At 71.0% G+C, this 19,000-nt stretch carries 22 protein-coding genes; 11 read left to right on the forward strand and 11 right to left on the reverse strand.

Annotated features, from left to right (window positions below; translation table 11 throughout):
• The first annotated feature begins 92 nt into the window (after positions 1–92).
• The 4 genes from ACFZB3_RS11605 to ACFZB3_RS11620 all read left to right on the forward strand — a co-directional run bounded on the left by ACFZB3_RS11605 (position 93) and on the right by ACFZB3_RS11620 (position 2,930).
• Entirely contained in the window at positions 93–590 is a 498-nt protein-coding gene (locus ACFZB3_RS11605) for a phosphatase PAP2 family protein (RefSeq protein WP_391373260.1), read from the forward strand.
• 80 nt (positions 591–670) lie between these two features.
• Positions 671–1,615 (forward strand): decaprenyl-phosphate phosphoribosyltransferase, encoded by a 945-nt coding sequence (locus ACFZB3_RS11610; protein ID WP_391374037.1) that lies wholly within the window; start codon positions 671–673, stop codon positions 1,613–1,615.
• On the forward strand, positions 1,612–2,037 hold the full coding sequence (locus ACFZB3_RS11615) for a GtrA family protein (protein ID WP_391373263.1): 426 nt from the start codon (positions 1,612–1,614) through the stop codon (positions 2,035–2,037). Before ACFZB3_RS11610 ends, ACFZB3_RS11615 begins: the two co-directional genes overlap by 4 nt.
• Positions 2,025–2,930, forward strand: coding sequence for a YhjD/YihY/BrkB family envelope integrity protein (locus ACFZB3_RS11620; RefSeq protein ID WP_391373265.1), 906 nt, complete (start codon positions 2,025–2,027; stop codon positions 2,928–2,930). Before ACFZB3_RS11615 ends, ACFZB3_RS11620 begins: the two co-directional genes overlap by 13 nt.
• Here the strand turns inward: ACFZB3_RS11620 and ACFZB3_RS11625 are convergent.
• Positions 2,878–4,140: a D-alanyl-D-alanine carboxypeptidase family protein gene (locus tag ACFZB3_RS11625; RefSeq protein ID WP_391373268.1), complete on the reverse strand. Its 1,263-nt coding sequence runs from the start codon at positions 4,138–4,140 to the stop codon at positions 2,878–2,880. The genes ACFZB3_RS11620 and ACFZB3_RS11625 overlap by 53 nt on opposite strands.
• Positions 4,141–4,231: 91 nt before the next feature.
• On the opposite strand from ACFZB3_RS11625, the gene ACFZB3_RS11630 reads away from it, so the two are divergent.
• The 4 genes from ACFZB3_RS11630 to ACFZB3_RS11645 all read left to right on the forward strand — a co-directional run bounded on the left by ACFZB3_RS11630 (position 4,232) and on the right by ACFZB3_RS11645 (position 8,020).
• Positions 4,232–4,471 carry an SCO4848 family membrane protein gene (locus ACFZB3_RS11630; RefSeq protein WP_391373271.1) on the forward strand — a complete coding sequence of 80 codons (240 nt, stop codon included), beginning with the start codon at positions 4,232–4,234 and terminating at the stop codon, positions 4,469–4,471.
• Positions 4,472–4,499: 28 nt separating this feature from the next.
• Positions 4,500–5,792, forward strand: a complete 1,293-nt coding sequence (locus ACFZB3_RS11635) for a metallophosphoesterase (protein WP_391373274.1) — start codon at positions 4,500–4,502, stop codon at positions 5,790–5,792.
• Positions 5,793–6,002: 210 nt separating this feature from the next.
• Positions 6,003–7,559 carry an ABC transporter substrate-binding protein gene (locus ACFZB3_RS11640; RefSeq protein ID WP_391373276.1) on the forward strand — a complete coding sequence of 519 codons (1,557 nt, stop codon included), beginning with the start codon at positions 6,003–6,005 and terminating at the stop codon, positions 7,557–7,559.
• A gap of 59 nt (positions 7,560–7,618) precedes the next feature.
• Positions 7,619–8,020 (forward strand): ATP-binding protein, encoded by a 402-nt coding sequence (locus ACFZB3_RS11645; protein WP_391373279.1) that lies wholly within the window; start codon positions 7,619–7,621, stop codon positions 8,018–8,020.
• A 130-nt stretch (positions 8,021–8,150) separates the two neighbouring features.
• Here ACFZB3_RS11645 and ACFZB3_RS11650 read toward each other — a convergent pair whose 3' ends face one another.
• Positions 8,151–9,584 carry an ATP-binding protein gene (locus tag ACFZB3_RS11650; protein ID WP_391373281.1) on the reverse strand — a complete coding sequence of 478 codons (1,434 nt, stop codon included), beginning with the start codon at positions 9,582–9,584 and terminating at the stop codon, positions 8,151–8,153.
• Positions 9,581–10,270: a winged helix-turn-helix domain-containing protein gene (locus ACFZB3_RS11655; RefSeq protein ID WP_391373284.1), complete on the reverse strand. Its 690-nt coding sequence runs from the start codon at positions 10,268–10,270 to the stop codon at positions 9,581–9,583. Before ACFZB3_RS11655 ends, ACFZB3_RS11650 begins: the two co-directional genes overlap by 4 nt.
• Before the next feature lie 175 nt (positions 10,271–10,445).
• Here ACFZB3_RS11655 and ACFZB3_RS11660 point away from each other — a divergent pair, with 175 nt between their 5' ends.
• Positions 10,446–12,857 carry an MMPL family transporter gene (locus ACFZB3_RS11660; RefSeq protein ID WP_391374040.1) on the forward strand — a complete coding sequence of 804 codons (2,412 nt, stop codon included), beginning with the start codon at positions 10,446–10,448 and terminating at the stop codon, positions 12,855–12,857.
• On the opposite strand, the gene ACFZB3_RS11665 is transcribed toward ACFZB3_RS11660, so the two are convergent.
• From ACFZB3_RS11665 to ACFZB3_RS11685, 5 genes are all read right to left on the reverse strand, one after another.
• The gene (locus tag ACFZB3_RS11665) at positions 12,850–13,464 is read right to left on the reverse strand and encodes a Uma2 family endonuclease (protein WP_391373286.1); all 615 of its coding nucleotides are present in this window, start codon (positions 13,462–13,464) and stop codon (positions 12,850–12,852) included. The genes ACFZB3_RS11660 and ACFZB3_RS11665 overlap by 8 nt on opposite strands.
• 90 nt (positions 13,465–13,554) lie before the next feature.
• A complete protein-coding gene (locus tag ACFZB3_RS11670; RefSeq protein ID WP_391373289.1) occupies positions 13,555–14,298 on the reverse strand; it encodes a TetR family transcriptional regulator in 744 nt (247 codons plus the stop codon).
• Between the two features lie 9 nt (positions 14,299–14,307).
• On the reverse strand, positions 14,308–14,802 hold the full coding sequence (locus ACFZB3_RS11675; protein WP_391373292.1) for a DCC1-like thiol-disulfide oxidoreductase family protein: 495 nt from the start codon (positions 14,800–14,802) through the stop codon (positions 14,308–14,310).
• Positions 14,799–15,206, reverse strand: a complete 408-nt coding sequence (locus ACFZB3_RS11680; RefSeq protein ID WP_384029594.1) for a hypothetical protein — start codon at positions 15,204–15,206, stop codon at positions 14,799–14,801. Before ACFZB3_RS11680 ends, ACFZB3_RS11675 begins: the two co-directional genes overlap by 4 nt.
• 94 nt (positions 15,207–15,300) lie before the next feature.
• Positions 15,301–15,711 (reverse strand): VOC family protein, encoded by a 411-nt coding sequence (locus ACFZB3_RS11685; RefSeq protein ID WP_351714978.1) that lies wholly within the window; start codon positions 15,709–15,711, stop codon positions 15,301–15,303.
• 131 nt (positions 15,712–15,842) lie between these two features.
• Here ACFZB3_RS11685 and ACFZB3_RS11690 point away from each other — a divergent pair, with 131 nt between their 5' ends.
• Complete coding sequence (locus ACFZB3_RS11690; protein WP_391373296.1) at positions 15,843–16,283, forward strand: hypothetical protein; 441 nt, start codon at positions 15,843–15,845, stop codon at positions 16,281–16,283.
• A gap of 63 nt (positions 16,284–16,346) precedes the next feature.
• Positions 16,347–17,249 carry a hypothetical protein gene (locus ACFZB3_RS11695; protein ID WP_391373298.1) on the forward strand — a complete coding sequence of 301 codons (903 nt, stop codon included), beginning with the start codon at positions 16,347–16,349 and terminating at the stop codon, positions 17,247–17,249.
• Here the strand turns inward: ACFZB3_RS11695 and ACFZB3_RS11700 are convergent.
• From ACFZB3_RS11700 to ACFZB3_RS11710, 3 genes are all read right to left on the reverse strand, one after another.
• Positions 17,211–17,846, reverse strand: coding sequence for a hypothetical protein (locus ACFZB3_RS11700; RefSeq protein ID WP_391373301.1), 636 nt, complete (start codon positions 17,844–17,846; stop codon positions 17,211–17,213). The two genes, ACFZB3_RS11695 and ACFZB3_RS11700, sit on opposite strands and share 39 nt — an antisense overlap.
• 147 nt (positions 17,847–17,993) lie before the next feature.
• The gene (locus ACFZB3_RS11705; RefSeq protein ID WP_391373304.1) at positions 17,994–18,305 is read right to left on the reverse strand and encodes a hypothetical protein; all 312 of its coding nucleotides are present in this window, start codon (positions 18,303–18,305) and stop codon (positions 17,994–17,996) included.
• A complete protein-coding gene (locus ACFZB3_RS11710) occupies positions 18,302–18,931 on the reverse strand; it encodes a hypothetical protein (RefSeq protein WP_391373307.1) in 630 nt (209 codons plus the stop codon). The genes ACFZB3_RS11705 and ACFZB3_RS11710 overlap by 4 nt, the downstream gene beginning before the upstream one ends.
• Positions 18,932–19,000: the final 69 nt, after the last annotated feature.

Consider the following 19,000-nt stretch of genomic DNA (forward strand, 5'->3'; position numbering starts at 1 on the left):
GAAGATCACCCGACTCCTCGAAACGGGTGATTATCCGAATGTCGCTCAATAGGGTCGTAGCTTTGGCGGGGTGAAGGTGAACAGTGAGTCCAATGGACGACATGGACCACCGGATCCTCTCCGCGCTGCACGCCTGCGGTGCCGATCCACGCGTCGCGTCGGCCGCGCGCGGTCTCTCCCTGGCCGGCGAGCACGGCGCGCTCTGGCTCGCGGCGGGCCTCGCCGGGGCCGCCGTGGACGGCGCGCGGCGCGGCGCCTGGCTGCGCGGCACGGCGCTTGTCGCGGTCGCACACCTCGGCAGCATGGGCGTCAAACGGGTCGTACGCCGGGCGCGCCCCGCGCATGTCCGGCCCCGGATGCACACCGCGGGCCGGCACTCCTTCCCCAGCTCGCACGCCACCTCCGCGGCGGCCGCCGCCGTCGCCTTCGGGGCGCTCGGCGTGCCCGCCCTCGCGCCCCTGGCGACCGCCATGTGCCTGTCCCGGCTGGTCGTCGGCGTGCACTTCCCGACGGACGTGGCGGCGGGCGCGGCCCTCGGGGCGCTCACGGCCCGCGCCGGGGCGCGCTGGATGAGCGGAGGCCCGGCGTGACCGAGACCGCCCACGCCGCCGGCGGCGTCACCGGGACGGCAGCGGAGAAGGCGCCGGCCGAGGGCGCTGCTGAAACGACTCTGCATGAGCAGCGCGCCCACTCCGCCCGGCCGTCCGCACCACCCCGGGCCCCCGTCACCCTGCGCGGCGTACTCCTCGGCCTGCTGCGCACCACCCGCCCCAAGCAGTGGGTCAAGAACACCCTCGTGGTCGCCGCCCCGGCCGCCGCCGGCCGGCTCTTCTCGGTGCCCGCGCTCGGCCGCCTCGCCCTGACCTTCGCCCTCTTCACGGCCTGCGCCGCCGCCGTCTACCTGATCAACGACGCCCGGGACGCCGAGGCCGACCGCGCCCACCCCGTCAAGTGCCGCCGCCCGGTCGCCGCCGGCCAGGTCCCGGTGCCCGTCGCCTACGCCGCCGGTGGCCTCCTGGCCGTCCTCGCCCCCCTGCTCGCGGCCCGGCTGACCCCACCCCTGGTCCCGGTCCTGCTGACCGCCTACCTGGGGATGCAACTGGCCTACTGCGTCGTCCTGAAGCACGTCCTGGTCGTCGACCTCGTGGTCGTCACCACCGGTTTCCTGATGCGGGCGATGATCGGCGGGGTCGCCCTCGGCATCCCGCTGTCCCGCTGGTTCCTGATCACCACCGGCTTCGGCGCGCTCTTCATGGTGTCCGCCAAGCGCTACTCCGAGGCCGTGCAGATGGCCGGGAAGGCCGGCGCCACGCGCGCGCTGCTCACCGAGTACACCACCGGCTACCTCCGCTTCGTCTGGCAGCTGGCCGCCGGCGTCGCCGTCCTCGCCTACTGCCTGTGGGCCCTGGAGGGCCGCGACGGGCCCGCCGCCGGCCTGCTGCCCTGGCGCCAGCTGTCCATGGTCGCCTTCATCCTGGCGATCCTGCGGTACGCCGTCTTCGCCGACCGCGGCACCGCGGGCGAACCCGAGGACGTCGTCCTGCGCGACCGCGCCCTCGCCCTGATCGGCCTGGCCTGGCTGGCCATGTACGGCCTCGCCGTGGCCCACTGGTGACCGCGCCCGCGCGCGAACTGATCGGCTTCGCGAGCGTCGGCCTGCTCGCCTACGCCGCAGACCTCGGCCTCTTCAGCCTGCTGCGCGGCCCGGCCGCCCTCGACCCGCTCACCGCCAAGTCCCTCTCCTTCGTGGCGGGTTGCACGGTCGCCTACCTCGGCAACGCCTGCGGCACCTACCGCCACACACGGGCGAGCGGGGTGCGCCCCTACGCCGTCTTCGTCGCCGTCAACCTCGCCGGCGCCCTGGTCCAGTTGCTCTGCCTCGCCGTCAGCCACTACGGTCTCGGCCTCACCTCACAGCGCGCCGACACCGTCTCCGGCGCGGTCGTCGGCATGGCGCTGGCCACGGTCCTGCGCTTCTGGGGTACCCGCACATTGGTGTTCCGCGGAGGGGGCAGAGTCGGATCATGGACTGGCTGAGAAGACTTCCCGTCGTCGGCCCCCTCGTGGGCTGGCTCATGACGACGCACGTGTGGCGGTCGTACGAGCGGCTCGACCGGGTGAAGTGGTCCCGGCTGGCCGCGGCCATGACCTTCATCAGCTTCGTCTCGATCTTCCCGCTGCTGACCGTGGGCGCCGCGATCGGCGCCGCCACGCTCAGCGAGTCCCGGCAGCAGGAGCTCCAGAACAAGATCGCCGACCAGGTGCCCGGCATCTCCGACCAGCTGGACATCCACTCCCTGGTCCAGAACGCCGGCACGGTCGGTCTGATCGCCGGTGCCGTCCTGCTGTTCACCGGCATCAACTGGGTCGGCCAGATGCGGGACTGCCTGCGTGCGGTGTGGGAGCTGCCCGACATGGACAAGAACCCGATCCTGGCCAAGGCCAAGGACGGGCTGATCCTGATCGGCTTCGGCGGTGCGGTGCTCGTCACGCTCGCCGTCTCCACCGTCGCCTCGGCGGCGGTCGGCTGGACGTCCCGGCAGCTCGGCATCGCCGAACACAGCTGGGGCAGCATCCTGCTCCGCACCGCCGCCTTCGCCGTCGCCGTGACGGCCGACTTCCTGCTGCTGCTCTACGTCCTCACCCTGCTGCCCGGCGTCGAGCCGCCGCGCCGCCGCCTGCTCATCGCGGCCCTGATCGGCGCGGTCGGCTTCGAACTCCTCAAGCTGCTGCTCAGCGGCTACATCCAGGGCGTCGCCGGAAAGAGCATGTACGGCGCGTTCGGCGTCCCGGTGGCCCTGCTGCTGTGGATCAACTTCACGGCCAGGATCGTCCTGTACTGCGCCGCCTGGACGGCGGAGGAGACCACCGCCGAGTTCAGGGACGAGTCCGCCGGCGCACCAGATCCGGCAGCGGCCAACGGCGGTTGACCAGGAACGCCGCGCCGACCAGCAGCACCACCGCCCCGCCCGCGATCCCCAGCGCCACCCCGACCCCGCGGGAGCTGTCGGCGGAGGCCGCGGCCACCGGCTTCGAGCTCGCGTCGTCGTCCTTGCCGGCGGCGGTGGCCGACGGCGCGGCACTGGAGGTCACGGCCCCCTTGGGCGGCACCAGCTCACCGACCGGAGTCACCTTGCCGGCCGCCTGGAAACCCCAGTCGAGCAGCTTGGCGGTCTCCTTGTAGACCTCGTTGTGCTCCTTGTTATCCGGGTTCATCACGGTGACCAGCAGCACCCGGCCGTTGCGCTCGGCGACCCCGGTGAAGGTGGCGCCCGCGTTGGTGGTGTTGCCGTTCTTCACCCCCGCGATGCCCTGGTACACCGGGACGTCGGTGTCCCCGCTCAGCAGCCGGTTGGTGTTCTGGATCTCGAAGGACCCGCGCACCGACTTGCCCTTCGCGTTCTTCGTCGTGTCGCCCGGGAAACTGGCCCGCACGGTCGAGCAGTACTCCCGGAAGTCCTTCTTCTGCAGCCCGGAGCGCGCGAACAGCGACAGGTCGTACGCCGACGACACCTGCCCCGGCTGGTCGTACCCGTCCGGACTCACCACATGGGTGTCCAGCGCCTGCAGTTCGTCGGCATGGTCCTGCATGTCCCGGACGGTCCGCTCGACCCCGCCGTTCATCGCGGACAGCACGTGCACGGCGTCGTTCCCGGAGCGCAGGAACACCCCGAGCCAGAGGTCGTGGACCGTGTAGGTCTGGCCCTCCTTTATCCCGACCATGCTGGAACCGGCGCCGATGCCCGCCAGGTCGGCCGGCACCACCTGGTGCGGGGTCGACTTCGGGAACCGGGGCAGCACCGTGTCCGCGAACAGCATCTTCAGGGTGCTCGCCGGGGGCAGCCGCCAGTGCGCGTTGTGCGCCGCGAGCACCTCGCCCGACTCGGCGTCGGAGACGATCCAGGAACGCCCCGTGATGTCCTTCGGCAGCGCCGGCACCCCGGCGGCCGGGTTCACCTGGGTACCGGGCTGCCCGAGCCGGGTACCGCCCACCGTGGACATGCCGGCCGGGGGAGTGGCCGACGGAGTCGTGGACGGGGTCGGCGCGGCGAGCGCGGCCGGCGCGGTGGACGACAGGGACAGCAGGGCGGCGGAGACGACCAGCAGCGCGCGGCCGGCCTTCGGCTTCGGAGCGGACACGGACGAGAACGTACCTGCCCGGGAGGCCGAAGTCCCATCACCGACCCCACCCCGGAATCGGAACCGGACACCGGCCGGAGATACTGAACCCATGAAGCTCAGCCGTCCGGTCTCCTGGTTCCTGCTCGTGTTCGGGGTGTGGAGCTGGTTCATCTGGATCACTTTCGTCAAGAACCTCGTCAAGGACGGCAGCGGACTCGCCTTCGACGACGGCCACCCCACGGCGTACTTCTGGATCCACCTGGCGCTGGCCGTCGTGTCCTTCGTATTGGGGACGGTCATCGGGGTCATCGGGTTGCGCGGAGTACGCGCACTGCGCCGCACGTCATAGCAACGGCACCGGGGAGAGGCACAGCAGGGTGATCATCGTCTTCGGGCTCCTCGCTCTGGCCGTGGTGACGGCCCTGTACTGGTACCTGTGGCGCCGCCTGGTGCGCGACACGACCACCGGGTGGGGTCTGCCGCGCCGACTGGGCACCACCCTGTTCGTCGTCGGCCCGGTCCTGATGTTCGCGGCCCTGTTCGCAGAGGTGGGCCACGCACCGTTCGTACTCCAGCGCGCCCTCGCCTGGCCCGGCTTCCTGTGGATGGTCCTGTCCCTGTACCTGCTGCTGGCGGTGGTGGCGGGGGAGGCGCTGAGGCCTCTACTGAGCCGTCTCATGAAGCGCCGTGACGACAAGCGCCCCCTCGGGGGCGCGGGGAACTGCGCGACCAGCCCCCACGACGCGCACGTGTTGACACCAACCGGTGGCCCCCATCAGGGGCGCGGGGAACTACGCGAAAACCCCCCACTCGCCCGCACCCGACATCCGACCCCCACCCCCACTCCAACCCGCCGCCTCTTCGTCTCCCGCGTCGTCGGCGGCGCAGCCGCCACCGCGGCGACGGCCACCGTCGGCTACGGCACCTACGGCGTCCTCCGCGGCCCCCGCGTGAAACGCGTCACCGTCCCCCTCGCCAAACTCCCCCGCGCCGCCCACGGCTACCGCATCGCCGTGGTGAGCGACATCCACCTCGGCCCGATCCTCGGCCGCGGCTTCGCGCAGCGGGTCGTGGACACGATCAACGCCACCCAGCCCGACCTGATCGCGGTCGTCGGCGACCTCGTCGACGGCAGCGTGAAGGACCTCGGCCCGGCGGCCGCCCCCCTGGCCCAGCTGTCCGCACGCCACGGCAGCTTCTTCGTCACGGGCAACCACGAGTACTTCTCCGGCGCCCGGCAGTGGGTCGAGGAGGTCCGCACCCTCGGCCTGCACCCCCTGGAGAACGCCCGCACCGGACTCGCCCACTTCGACCTCGCCGGAGTGAACGACCTCGCCGGCGAGAGCACCGGCCAGGGCCCCGACTTCGACCGCGCCCTGGCCGGTCGCGACCCGGCCCGCGCCTGCGTGCTCCTCGCCCACCAGCCCGTCCAGATCCACGAGGCCGTCCGGCACCACGTCGACCTGCAGCTCTCCGGCCACACCCACGGCGGCCAGCTCTGGCCGGGCAACTTCGTCGCGGCGGCGGCCAACCCGACCGTCGCCGGCCTGGACCGCTACGGCGACACCCAGCTGTACGTCTCCCGGGGCGCCGGCGCCTGGGGTCCGCCGACCCGCGTGGGCGCCCCGTCGGACATCACGGTCATCGAACTGGCGTCGAAGCAGGCCTGACCGAAACAGCCCCGCACACACTGTGGAAGAGCTGTGAAATCCGGCGGAAACAAGCCCTCGGTAAGTTCTTCCTCATCTAGTCAGATCACTCTTCCCCCACATGAAACACCTGTGATTAGGTGAGCCGCGTCACTTAGGGGAGTGGCATTTGCGGAGGGCCTGGGTAGGGCCTGGAGCGGACCCGCGCTGGTCCTGGGGAGGGCACCAACCATGCGATCTGTTCGCATGCGGATTCTCGTGACACTCGTCGTCCTGGCGGTCGTGGGGATCGGCGGCTGGCAGCTGCTGCCGTCGCAGGGGAACAAGAACAAGACGATCACCGTCGGCACGACCGACGCGGTCACCTCACTCGACCCGGCCGGCGCCTACGACGCCGGTTCCTGGGCGCTGTTCAACAACGTCTTCCAGACCCTGCTCACCTTCGAGCCCGACGGTGTCAAGCCGGTCCCGGACGCGGCGGAGAGCTGCCAGTTCACGGACACGGGCCTCAGGACGTACCGCTGCGTGGTGCGGGAGGGGATCACCTTCCCGAGCGGCCGGGAGATGACCGCGGAGGACGTGAAGTACTCCTTCGACCGGGTCAAGAAGATCAACTCCGATGTCGGACCGGCCTCCCTGCTCTCGACGCTGGACTCGGTGACCGCCTCCGGCAGGACCGTCACCTTCCACCTGTCGTCCCCGGACGCGACGTTCCCGTTCAAGCTGGCCACCGGCGCCGGCGCGATCGTCGACAAGGACAAGTACCCGGCGGACAAGCTGCGCACCGACAACTCGGTGGACGGCACGGGCCCGTACACCCTGACGTCGTACACGAAGGACAAGCAGGCGACCCTGCGGCCCAACGGCAGCTACAAGGGCGAGCTGAGCGGCACCGGCCGCCCGGTCGAGCTGCGCTACTACGCCGACTCGGCCAAGCTCGCCAGCGCGTACAAGGCCAAGCAGGTCGACGTGGCGACCCGGACGCTGCCGCCCGCCATGGTCTCCAAGCTCTCGCCGAGCGACCCCGACCAGCGCGTCCTGGAGTCGGACACCTCCGAGACCCGCAACCTGTACCTGAACACCCGCAAGAACTCCTCCCTGCACGACGTGCTGGTCCGCCGGGCCCTCGCCTGGCTGGTCAACCGGGAGGACCTGGCCGCGTCCGTGTACGACGGCACGGTGCAGCCGCTGTACTCGCTGATCCCGAGCGGCCTCACCGGCCACACCACGTCCTTCTTCGACACCTACCCGACCCAGAGCGTCGCCAAGGCGAAGGCGCTCCTGGAGCAGGCCGGCGTCAGCACGCCCGTCGAGTTCTCCTTCGGCTACGGCATCGGCCACGGCGCGGGAGCCGAGGAGGCCGCCGCGCTGAAGAAGCAGCTGGAGAAGGGCGGCCTGTTCAAGGTGGACGTCAAGGGTTACGAGTGGACCGACTTCCAGAAGTCGTGGGCCGAGGGGAAGATGGACGCCTGGGCGGTCGGCTGGGTCGCCGACTACCCCGACCCGGACACCTTCGGCGCCGCCCTCGTCGGCTCCGACTCCGTCATGAGCACCGGCTACAGCAACAAGGCCGTCGACGGCCTCCTCCAGGACAGCCAGCAGTACGCCGACCGCAGCCGGGCCGAGCAGGACTTCCGCACCGTCCAGACGGACGTGGCGAACGACGTCCCGCTGATCCCGCTGTGGCAGCGCACCGACTACGTCCTCAGCAGCGAGGACGTGGGCGGCGCCCAGTACCTCAACGACAGCTCGGGCATCTTCCGCCTGTGGAGTCTGAACTGGATCTGACGGGCTGACACCCGGCGCGGCACCGTGTGACGCGGGTGCGCGTGGGGTGAGGAGCAGACGTGCTGAGACGCAACGCCTTCCGGCTCCCCCGGCACCCGGCGTCCGTCGGCCTGGCCCGGCACCGGGTCCGGGACCACCTGGCCGCGTGGGGCCACGGCCCGGACACCCCCGCGGTCGGCGACGCCCTGCTCCTCGTCTCCGAACTCGCCACCAACGTCGTCCGCCACGGCCCCCTGCGCGAGCGGGAGTTCGAGGTCGCGGTGACCGCCCTGGCCGACGGGTCCTGCCTGATAGAGGTCTCGGACGAGGGCCGCGCGGAACCCCGCCTGCGCATCGTGCGGGAGGACGACGAGACGGGCCGGGGCCTGCACCTGGTGGAGACGGTCGCGGCGGCGTGGGGAGTGTGGAGCCGGGGAGTCCACGGCAAGACCGTCTGGGCGTTGATCTCGGTCGACCCGTAGCCATCGGCCGCGGCGCCGTCGTGGTTGCCCGCGCAGTTCCCCGCGCCCCTGAAGGGGCGCTCACCGCGACGCCCTGCTTTAGGGGCGCGGGGAACTGCGCGATCAGCCCCCACGCACCCGCACCCGAAACTCAGCTGCAACGCAACGTGACCGTCACCGCCAGCCCCTCCCCAGGCGCCGTCCGCACGGACACGTCACCCCCGTGCGCCTCCACCACCCCTTGCACGATCGCCATCCCCAACCCGCTCCCCTCCGCACTCCCCACCCGGAAGAACCGGTCGAAGATCCGCCCCGCGTCCTCCTCCTGCAGCCCCGGCCCCTCGTCGGCCACGCACACCCGCACCACCCCGTCCGCCCGCTCCACCCCCAGCCGCACGGCGGCGTCGGCAGGCGTGTGGACCCGCACGTTGGCCATCAGGTTCCCCAGCACCTGCCGCAGCCCCGACTCGTCCGCCCGCACCAGCACCGCCCCGTCGGCCTGCACGGCCACCGGCCGCCCCGGCTGCTGAGCCCGCAGGTCCTCCGCCGCGTCCCGCACCAGCCGGCTCACGTCGACGTTGCGGAACCTGATCTCCGGCCGCTGGTCGAGCCGGGCGAGCAGCAGCAGCTCGTCGACGAGGCGGCCCATCCGGTCCACCTCGCCGTGCATCCGGTCCCAGGCCCGGCGCCGCTCGCCGGGCTCCCTCAGCATCCCCTTGTCGTAGAGCTGGAGGTAGCCGCGGATGGCGGCGAGCGGGGTGCGCAGCTCGTGCGAGGCGTCGGCGACGAACCGGCGCAGCTGGGCCGCGCTGCGCTCGCGGGTCCGGTACGCCGTCTCCACCTGGTGCAGCATGGCGTTGAGGGCCAGCCGCAGCTGCTCGACCTCCTCGGTCGGGTGCTGGCTGGAGGGCACCCGACGGGTCAGGTCGCCCTCGGCGATCGCCGACGACGTCTCCACCATGTCCTCCAGCGGCAGCAGCCGTTGCCGCACGCTGTACATGGTCAGGCAGCACAGCAGCCCCAGCAGCAGCGAGCCGACCGCGAAGTCGAGCTTGAGCGCCTTGGCTATGCCCTTGTGCAGCAGCTCGGTCGACTGGGCCAGCAGGACGTAGGGGCCGTCGGCGAGCCGGGTCGCCGTCACCCGGTAGGTCGCGCCGTGCACCTCGATGTCGTGCGGGTCGGGCGCGGCGGCGAGGGAGCGCGGGTCGGACACGGCGGCGGCGAGGGCGCGCTGGGCCTCGGTCGGCTTCATGTCGAAGAGGGAGATCGCCTCGCCCTTGGCGTCGATGACCGCGAAGATCGAGTCCGGGGTCGGGTCGGACTCGGTGGGGATGATCCGGTCGCGGATCACACCGAGCGCGCTCAGCGAGTCGACCTGCCGCAGGGTCAGTCCCGAACCCCCCAGCGACGTACGCATCTTGAGCAGCTCGGAGTCCACCTGGTCGAGCAGGTACAGCCGCATGCCCATGATGCTGACGACGGCCGCCACCACGATGCCGACGGCGAGCAGCCCCACGTTGGCCAGGGTGAGCTTGCCGCGCAGCGAGTGCACTCCGTGCCGGTGCCGGCGCTTGCCGAGGCTCATGTCAGGCCGTACCCGACGCCGCGCCGGGTGGTGATCACCGGCGCTCCCAGGGCGTCGAGCTTGCGCCGGAGGTAGCTGATGTAGGTCTCCACGACGGTCGACTCGGACGGTATGTGCTCGTACTGCCAGACGTGCCTGAGCAACTGCTCCTTCGGCACGATCCGGCCGCCGTTGCGCACCAGGAAGCGCAGCAGCGCGTACTCGGTCGGGGTCAGCTCGACCGTGCGGCCGGCGCGGTGCACCGAGTACGTCGTCTCGTCCAGCTCCAGGTCGCCGTAGCGCAGCGGCGGGCGCTGCTGGATGACGTCCGCCGGGCGGGTGCGGCGCAGCACGGCGCCGATCCGGGCGACGACCTCGTCGATGTTGAAGGGCTTGGTGATGTAGTCGTCGCCGTAGCCGAGCGCCCCGACTATCTCGGCCGGGGCGTCCCGCGCGGTGAGGAACACCAGGGCCAGGTCAGGCTGCCGGGAGCGCAGTTCCCGCGCCAGCGCCCGTCCGTCGCCGTCCGGCAGCATCACGTCGAGCAGGGCCGCGTCCGGCCGGGTGCGCTCGGCCAGCGCGAGGGCGTCCCGGACCGTGCCGGCCGTCATCACCTCGAACCGGTGGTAGCGCAGGGCGATGGCGAGGACGTCCGCGATGCTCGGCTCGTCCTCCACGATCAGCACGGTGCTGCCTGGAGCCGTCATGCCCCCAGTATCGGCGCCGCCACCGACAGCCGGGGGCGCGCAGCTTTGGAGTTCCTTGAGAGTCATGCGCGCCCCGTGTCCCGGCGCCCGTCCCGCTGCCGATCCTGTTGCCCAGGACCTGGGGGACCAACCGACCGAAGTGATCTACGACAAGGAGCTGTTGAGCGTGACGGCATTGGCACGGTGGTGCTATCGGCACCGGCTGGTGGTCCTGTTGCTGTGGGTGGGGGCACTCGTCGGCGTGGGCTTCTCGGCCTCGGCGGCGGGCACGAACTACGCGAACGTGTTCTCCCTCCCCGACACGGACTCCAAGAGCGCGTACGACCTGATGGAGAAGGCCTTCCCGAACACCTCGGGCGACACGGACACCGTGGTGTGGAAGACCGACAGCGGTTCGGTGCGGGACAAGGCGGTGCAGGACCGGATCCGGCCGGCCCTCGACACGATCGCGAAGCTGCCCGGCGTGGGCGCGGTCACCAGCCCCTACGCCGGCGCCCGGGGATCCGCGCAGATCAGCAAGGACGGCACGATCGCCTACGCCCAGCTGACCTTCACCAAGCGGGCGAACGAAATCCCCAAGGAGCAGGTGCAGAAGGTCCTCGACACCGCGCAGGCCGCCGAACGCAGCGGCCTCCAGGTGGAGTTGGGCGGCCAGGCCATCCAGCGCGTCCAGGAGCCGCCGCAGGGCCTCTCCGAGATGGTCGGCATCATCGCGGCCGCCGTCGTGCTCTTCCTCGCCTTCGGTTCGTTCTTCGCGATGACCCTGCCCATCGCGATCGCGGTCTTCGGCGTCGGCATGGGCCTGTTCTCCACCCAGCTGCTCAGCCACGTCGTCGACATCCCCGACATCGCCCCGCTGCTGGCCTCCCTGATCGGCCTCGGCGTCGGCATCGACTACGCCCTGTTCATCGTCACCCGGCACCGGCGCGGCATCCTGCGCGGCATGGACCCGGAGGAGTCGGCGGTCACCGCCCTCAACACCTCGGGCCGGGCGGTGCTGTTCGCGGGCGGCACGGTCTGCATCGCGCTGGCCGGCATGCTGGTCACCCGGCTGCACTTCCTGGACGGCGTGGTCATCGGCACCTCGCTGACGGTCGTGCTCAGCGTCCTCGCGGCCACCACCCTCCTGCCCGCCCTGCTCGGCCTCCTCGGCCCGCGCGTCCTCAGCCGCCGCCAGCGCCGCCGGCTGGCCGCCGAGGGCCCGGAGCCGGAGAAGGCGAGCGGTCTCGCGGCCCGCTGGTCGGCGAGCGTGCAGAAGCGGCCGCGCCGCATCGCCGCGCTCGCGGTGGTCGTCATGGCCGTCCTGGCCATCCCGGTGTTCTCGCTCCGCCTCGGCGCCACCGACCAGGGCAACGACGACGCGTCCACGACCACCAGGAAGGCCTACGACCTGCTCGCCGAGGGCTTCGGCCCCGGCTTCAACGGCCCCCTCCAGGTGGTCAGCGCGGGCGGCGACACGGCGAAGCTGGTCCAGGGCCTGGAGTCGACGCCGGGCGTCGCCCAGGTGGCCGAGCTGCCCGCGTCCCAGGGCGTCACGGTCATCCAGGTCGTCCCGACCACCTCCCCGCAGTCCAAGGAGACGGACGACCTGATCGACACCCTGCGCGACAAGGTGATCCCGCAGGCGGGCGCGGAGGCGCACGTGGGCGGTGTGACGGCGGTGTCCAAGGACTTCGCCTCCGTCACCGGCGACCGCCTGCCCCTCTTCATCGCGACGATCATCACCCTGGGCTTCCTGCTGCTCCTGGTCGCCTTCCGCTCCCTGGTCGTCCCGCTGACGGCCGCCCTGATGAACCTGATCGCGGCGGCGGCCTCCTTCGGCGTGCTGGTCGCGGTCTTCCAGTGGGGCTGGGGCCTGGACCTGCTGGGCCTCGGCAAGGAGGGCCCGATCAACGCGTTCCTCCCGGTCATCATGCTCTCGCTCCTCTTCGGCCTCTCCATGGACTACCAGGTGTTCCTGGTGAGCCGGATGCACGAGGAGTGGGTGCACACGAAGGACAACGCGCGGGCGGTCCGGGTCGGCCTCGCGGAGACCAGCCGCGTGATCAACTCGGCGGCCCTGATCATGGTCTGCGTCTTCCTGGCCTTCGTCCTCAGCGGCGACTCGGGCGCGGCGACGGCGGGCGTGGGCCTCGCGGCGGCGGTCGCCCTGGACGCCTTCATCCTCCGTACGGCCCTGGTCCCGGCGGCGATGCACCTGCTGGGCAACTCCAACTGGTGGCTGCCGGCCTGGCTGGACAAGCGGCTCCCGCACCTGGCGGTGGAGCCCCAGGAGCCGACGGCGGCCCCGGAGCCGGCCGAGCCCACCGGCCCGGCCACGGCGATCCACGGCTTCGTCCGCACGGCGGACGGCGACCCGGTGGAGGAGGCGACGGTGACCCTGATGTCCAAGGGCGGCCGCCAGCTGGACCGCGTCACGTCCCTGGCGGACGGCTCCTACATCGTGTCGGTACCGGCGCCGGGCGCGTATCTGCTGGCGGTCACGTCGGCGTCGTACGGCTCGAAGGCCCGGCATGTGACGGTGGGGGAGGGGCCGGTGGTGTATGACGTGGAGCTGAGCGGGGACGAGGTGGACGCGGTCAACTAGCTTTCTTCTGAGCGGCCTTGAGGATCTGGTCCACGTCGAGGGCGACCTTGGCACCGATCGATTCGGGCAACGTGACGGTCTCGCCGGGGGAGTACGGGCGGTGATGCTCGTACTTCTCCCCGGTGGGATCGGTGAGCACGTGGAGACGTTGGTGCTTGCGGTCGACGATGACGTACACCGGGACTTTGGCCTGGGCGTAGGCGCCGGCCTTGGTCTTCAGATCGTCCTTCCAGTTGGTGGACGTGACCTCCAGGACGAGGCGGAAACAGATCGGTTCGTAGGCGTTGTTCTCGACGAGGTGGTCGTCGATGTCGGCGTCCACGACCACGAGGTCGGGGATGGCGTAGTCCTCGGCTCCGGTCGGCAGCCAGAGGCCGACGTTCTGGAGGACCTCGGTGTCTCCGTCGTCCAGCCCGGCAGCAATGAAGGGGCGCATGAGCTTCGTCAGAGCCCGTGCATGCGCGACATCCGGTGATGGGGTCACGAGGAGGTGGCCTCCGATGATCTCGACTCGGTAGCCCGGATGGCGCTCCATGATCTCGTCGGCGATGGCCGTGAGCGAGAACGGCTCGTCGTCGAAGGGGTGCTCGATGGCTGCGGCGGACATCGCGTGCCTCCCAGGGGCTGGTGTCGAGACCATCATCGTAGGCAGCTCAGCCCCTCACTGTCCCGTTCGACCCCCTTCACCCGAAAGCGATCACGCACCCTTCGCCCTGCCCCCCGGATCCGGCAGCACCCGGGTCATCCCCGGCAGGAAGTCCGTGAACAGCTCGTGCACCTCAAGGACCAGCGGCCGCAGCACCCGGAACCGCGCGAGGGACACCCCTCGCGCGGTCAGCCGGGCCCCCCGCTCGGCCAGCCGGTAGCTGCGCTCCCGCCCCTCGGTCCGGTCGAAGATCCAGTACAGGACCAGCCCCATCTGCGAGAGCCACATCAACTCGGGCAGCACGTCCCGCAGTTCAGGGGCCACCTTGGTCTTGGCGCCCGCCAGCACCTCCCGGTGCACGCTGATCGCCTCCACGCGCGCGTGCTCGCTCTCCGGGGAGAAGGGGCTGAGCGGGCTGTCGGGGTCGGCGGCGTTCTTGAAGAAGTGGACCGCGAACTCGTGGTACGGCCGGGCGATGTCCAGCCACACCTTGAGGACGCCGGCGAGGCGCGCCTCCAGGTCGGTCTCCTTGTCCAGCACCTCGCGGACCGCCACCCGGTGCTCGGCGGCGAGCTGGTCGTAGAAGCCCTGGATCAGGTGTTCCTTGCCGGCGAAGTAGTAGTACGCGTTGCCGACGGAGACCCCGGCCTCGGTGGCGATCGCCCGCATCGTGGTCTTCTCGTAGCCGCGTTCCCGGAACAGCCGCATCGCCGTCTCCAGGATCAGCGCACGGGTCTGCTCGGACTTGCTGCTCTGGGCACCGGTCTCGACGGGACCGTCGTTCTTCGCGGACACGGACAGAGCCTAACGAGTGGCGCAGGCGCCGCCGGCACAGCCCGGAGGGTCGTAGGTCCACCCGAGACCCGGGTCGTACGACCAGCCGTCCTCGCGCCGGTAGACCTTCCCGCCCCACTGCGCACCCCGCCAGCGGGCGGCGGCGAGCACCGCGCCCCGGGCCAGCCGGGCCCCGGCCGGTGTGCTCAGCCGGTGGGCGAGCGGCCGCTGCTCCCGCAGCGCCCACAGGACGACGATCCAGGCGGCGGTGGACCGGTAGACCTGCCCCGCGTCGCCGACGACGGTGACCTCGTCGAAGGTGGCCGAGTGGTCGAGGTCCGGGAACCGGGTCCTGGCCTCGGCCGAACCCGCCGGGACCAGCTCCAGCGGCACCAGCTGCGGCTGCCGGACGAGCCAGTCGCGCAGGTGGGTGCAGAGGGTGCACTCGGCGTCGTAGAGGACGGTGAGCCCGTGGACCGGGACGCGCACGGCGCCCCGGTCGTCGGTCGCGGTCACGGCGGTCACGCCCCGGCCGCCGGTGCGGTCCAGCCCTGCGGCGGGACCGGCGGGAACTGCTCCTTCTCCATGATTCCGCGGCGCCGTATCCGGTTGAGCACGTAGACGTTGCCGAGGTGCATCACGCCGAGCACCAGCAGCACCACCCCGAGCTTGGCGGACAGCGCCTCGAAGATGCCCCGGGTGTCCTCGACCGTGTCGCTGGTGTGCAGGTAGAGCGCGACGAAGCCCAGGTTGACGAGGTAGAAGCCGACGACCAGCAGGTGGTTGACGGCGTCGGCGAGCTGTTCGTTCCCGTGCAGGACGTCGGAGAGGAAGATCCGCCCGTTGTGGCTGAGCGTGCGGGCCACCCAGATGGTCAGACCGATGCTGACGAGCAGGTAGATGACGTAGGCGATGACCGTGCGGTCCATGCCCCACCCCTTCTTGAACGCGTTCAAAACGCTGACAGGGATGACTGTAGACCCGGTTTTGAACATGTTCAACTCAGTCGCGGGGTGACCCCGTTCACCCCCGCCGCGCCAGCTCCGGCCGCTTGCTGTAGTCCGTGAAGCCGAGGATGTTCCCCCAGGGGTCGGCGACCTCGACGGTCCAGCCGGTGGCCACGGAGAACGGCTCGTCGAGCACCGCGATCCCCGCCGCCTTGAACCGCCCGGCCGCGGCCCGCGCGTCCGGCACCTCCAGCCACACGCGCGGCGACGCCCACACCGCAGGCCGGTGCCCGAGGCCCTCCTCGGCCCGCAGCAGGATCCCCGGCGTCTCGCCCCCGACCTTCAGCAGGGCGATCCCGCCCTCGTCGAACCGGAACCCCACCGTGAACCCGGCCCGCTCGTAGAAGGCGACGGCGTCCGCGAGCCTTCCGACGGGCATCACCACGTTGTCGAACCCGAGCAGTTCGTACGACTCGTCATCTGACATGCGATCAGATTAGGAGCGTGGATGACGGTTGCCGGGCGGGCTGACCGTCGGGTCACTCAATGGGCCGAGAAGGGGGCGGTCACGTCGCTACGCTGAGCGGTCGTCGGTGCCGGACGAGCGAGGGGGCGGGGATGGCTCCGGGAACAGAGGCCTTCCACGGCGAGGCGCGGGCGGCGTTCGCCGAGGCCGCGCGGCGGCTGGGTCTTGACGGACCGGGCGGCGGGGAAGGGGACCGGCATCTCGCGGTCGCGACCTACGCCGGCTCGGGCGTGACCTACAAGGTGGTCCTCGGCCTGTGGCAGGGCGACGTCGAGATCCACGTCTGCCGCAGGACCGCACTGACCGAGTGCAAGGTCGGTATAGAGACGCTGGCCGTCACGGCAGGCGTGGTGGACCGCCGCGGCGCGGTCTCCTTCGGCGCCCGCAGCCTCCGCCAGCTCCGCAGGTCCCTGGCCGGCCAGGTCCGTTACGTCGAACTCGTGCACCCGCTGGTCTCCGGCGACCCGGACGCGGCCCTGACCCTGATGCGCGCGGCGGGCGCCCGGGAGTGGCGCAGGCCCGCCGTGGGGTGAGGCGGGGCCCGCCTCCATACTGAACACCGCTCAGGAGTGTGGTGTACGGGGAGGACGGGCGTCGTGCGACGAGTGCTGTCGGTGCACTTCGCGCCGTGCGCGCTGTTCGTCGCCGGGGTGCTCGCGCTGGTGCGGGCGGGGAGTTTTTCCGGACGCAGTGACTGGGCCGCGGTGTGGCCGGAGCGGCCGACGGCAGCGCTCGGCCTGATCGCGGTGGTCGCCGTCTGCGCCTCGTTGCTCGGCCTGCTGCTGCAGCCGTTCCAGGTGCGGGCGGTACGGGTGCTGGAGGGCTACTGGGACCGGTGGCCGGCTACTGCCAGGCTGGCGGGCGTGCTCGCCGAGGTGCAGCGTCGCCGGTACGTGAGCCTGCGTGAGAAGGCCGCCGGCATCGACCTCGTCGCCGTCGACGCGCGGCGCAGGCTCGCCGCACGTCCGTCCGTCGAGGTCCTGCTGCCCACGGCGCTGGGCAACGCCCTCCGCGCCGGAGAGCTGAGCGCGGGCGAGCGCTACGGCCTCACGACCCTGTCCTCCTGGCCGCGTATCCATATGCAGGTCTCCCCTCGCATGTCCGAGGCGCTGCGGTCCACCCGGGACGCTCTGGATACGGCCGTCAACCTGTGCTGGGCCTTTCTTGCTCTCACCGTTGTCCTCGTCCTTGCGCTCTGCGACGAACCGCGAGCGTTCTGGCTCCCGTTGGGATCACTCGTGCTGTCGGCTGTCGCCTACAAGGGTGCGGTCGTCGCGGCTCAGGCGTACTCCGGCCTGATGCACGTCGTCTTCGACCTGCACCGCTTCGATCTTCTGGAAGCCCTGCACCATCCGCTGCCCGCCGGGCGGGAGGACGAGCAGCACCTCTTCGAGCAGGTTTCGAGGCTCTTCGCCGGCTCCGCGACGTCCGACCTGCCGTATGAGCACGGCGGTGGCGTCTCACGCCCGGACGATGGAGACGGCGCCGCAGAGACCTAGCACGTGGACGGTCAGCCGAGCCTTTCCGCCGGGAGTCCACGGGGCGTTGTCACCACCGTCCGTCAGACGCGTCAGCGCCGCGCCGGTCCGGTGTACCGATACCGGCCGTTCCTTCGGCACGATCAGCCGCACATGCCCGCCGACCGCCGTCACATGCACCGTCGTCCGCCCCGCCCCGTCCTCCAGCCGGGTCAGGTCCGCCCGCAGGTCCCCGAGGACGGCCCGCACGGTGAGCAACGGCCCGGCATCCGCCGGCACCGTGATCCGTCCGGTCGACAGCACCCGGGACCACCGGGTGGTCGATGTGTCCGGAGCGGCCGACAGAACGAGGCCGATCCCGGCCAGAGCGAGACCGACGGGGATCCAGTCCTCCAGTGCCCGCCCGTCGACCTTCCGGGCCAGCACCAGTCCCGCCAGTGCGATTCCTCCGAGCGCCAGCGGACCTATCAGGGCCTCGGCCGACACGGCGGACCGCACCAGATTGACCAGTGCGAGTCCGAGCAGCGCCCACGGCCACCAGCGCTCCGCGAAGGCGACGGCTGCTCGGATGCGGTCCGCGGTGTCGCCGAGTGCGTAACAGCCAAGGGCGACGGCCACGATGCCCACCCGGGTCCGACCGCGGGGTGCGCGACCGCCGCTCCCGTCACCATCTGCCATCGCCGTTCGCCGCTCGCCGTCTCCGGATCCTGCGCGCCAGGAGGCGGCGCCGCGGCGCACATCGTACCCATGGACGTCGGTGCGCGATCAGTCGCGCTTCAGCAGATCGCTGAGCTCCTGGGCCCTCTCCATGGCCTCGCTGCCGTCGAGTTTGTGCAGGGCAGGGCCCGGCAGCGGTTTCGCCGGACACGGCCTGTCGCGCCAGGTGCCGTGTACGAAGATCTGGAGGTCCGCCAGCAAGTAGGAGGCAACGGCCGTCATGTCACCGGACGCCAGCAGCCTTTGCCACTTGCCGGGGTCGGCCACCGTGTAGGCCCTGTCCGGCTCGGGACAGGAACCGCACAGCGGGCACTGGATGAACAACGCCAAATGGCCCGGGAGTTCAACGTCGTACATCATGTCACCGTGCTCCTCTCCGGTAGGGAATCGCCCGTGTCCGGGGCCTTCTTTTCCTTTTTGCGTCGGGCCCACGCGATGAGACTGGGGAAGTAGGTCACCAGTGACCACGCGGTCTGGCCCACGGTCGCGGCGAGCGCCACCGCAATGGTTGCCCAGCGCAATGCCGTCAGCCCGTGCTGAGGGACGAGCACCAACGACACGCTCAGGAAGAGCAGCACCGTGCCGAAGTCGTACGTCACGCTCGCGAAGAGCGTCTGATCGAACCACTTGACGTAGTCCTTGTGCTGCGCTTTGACGAAGGCAGGTTCGGGCTTCTCGACGGCGAGCCAGTCCTTGAGGTCCTGGTAGGAGTAGAGCCGCTGCCGCGCCTGATAGCCGATCTGGATACTCGTCACCAGGGCGATCACGGTCAGGACCAGGAGGAGCAGCGAAGTCCCCGGCAGACGGAACTTGTCGGCGTCCGCGCTGACGACGCCGATCAGTGTCAGGGCTCCGGCGGTCAGCAGCGGTGCCGCGGTGAACAGTGCTGCTTCGGACGCGCCGGCCTGTCCGAGCGGCTTCGGATATCCGACGTGCAGTGAGGGGTCGAACTCCGGAAGAGCGGGGTTGAGCTCCTTGTCACCCATGCCACCCCCGTTGGTGAGGGACACCGAGGCTCGAAGTGTGGCAGACCTGCCTGTTTGTCGGTATACGGT

This window comes from Streptomyces sp. NPDC008092 (assembly GCF_042957285.1).
Taxonomy (GTDB): Bacteria; Actinomycetota; Actinomycetes; order Streptomycetales; family Streptomycetaceae; genus Streptomyces.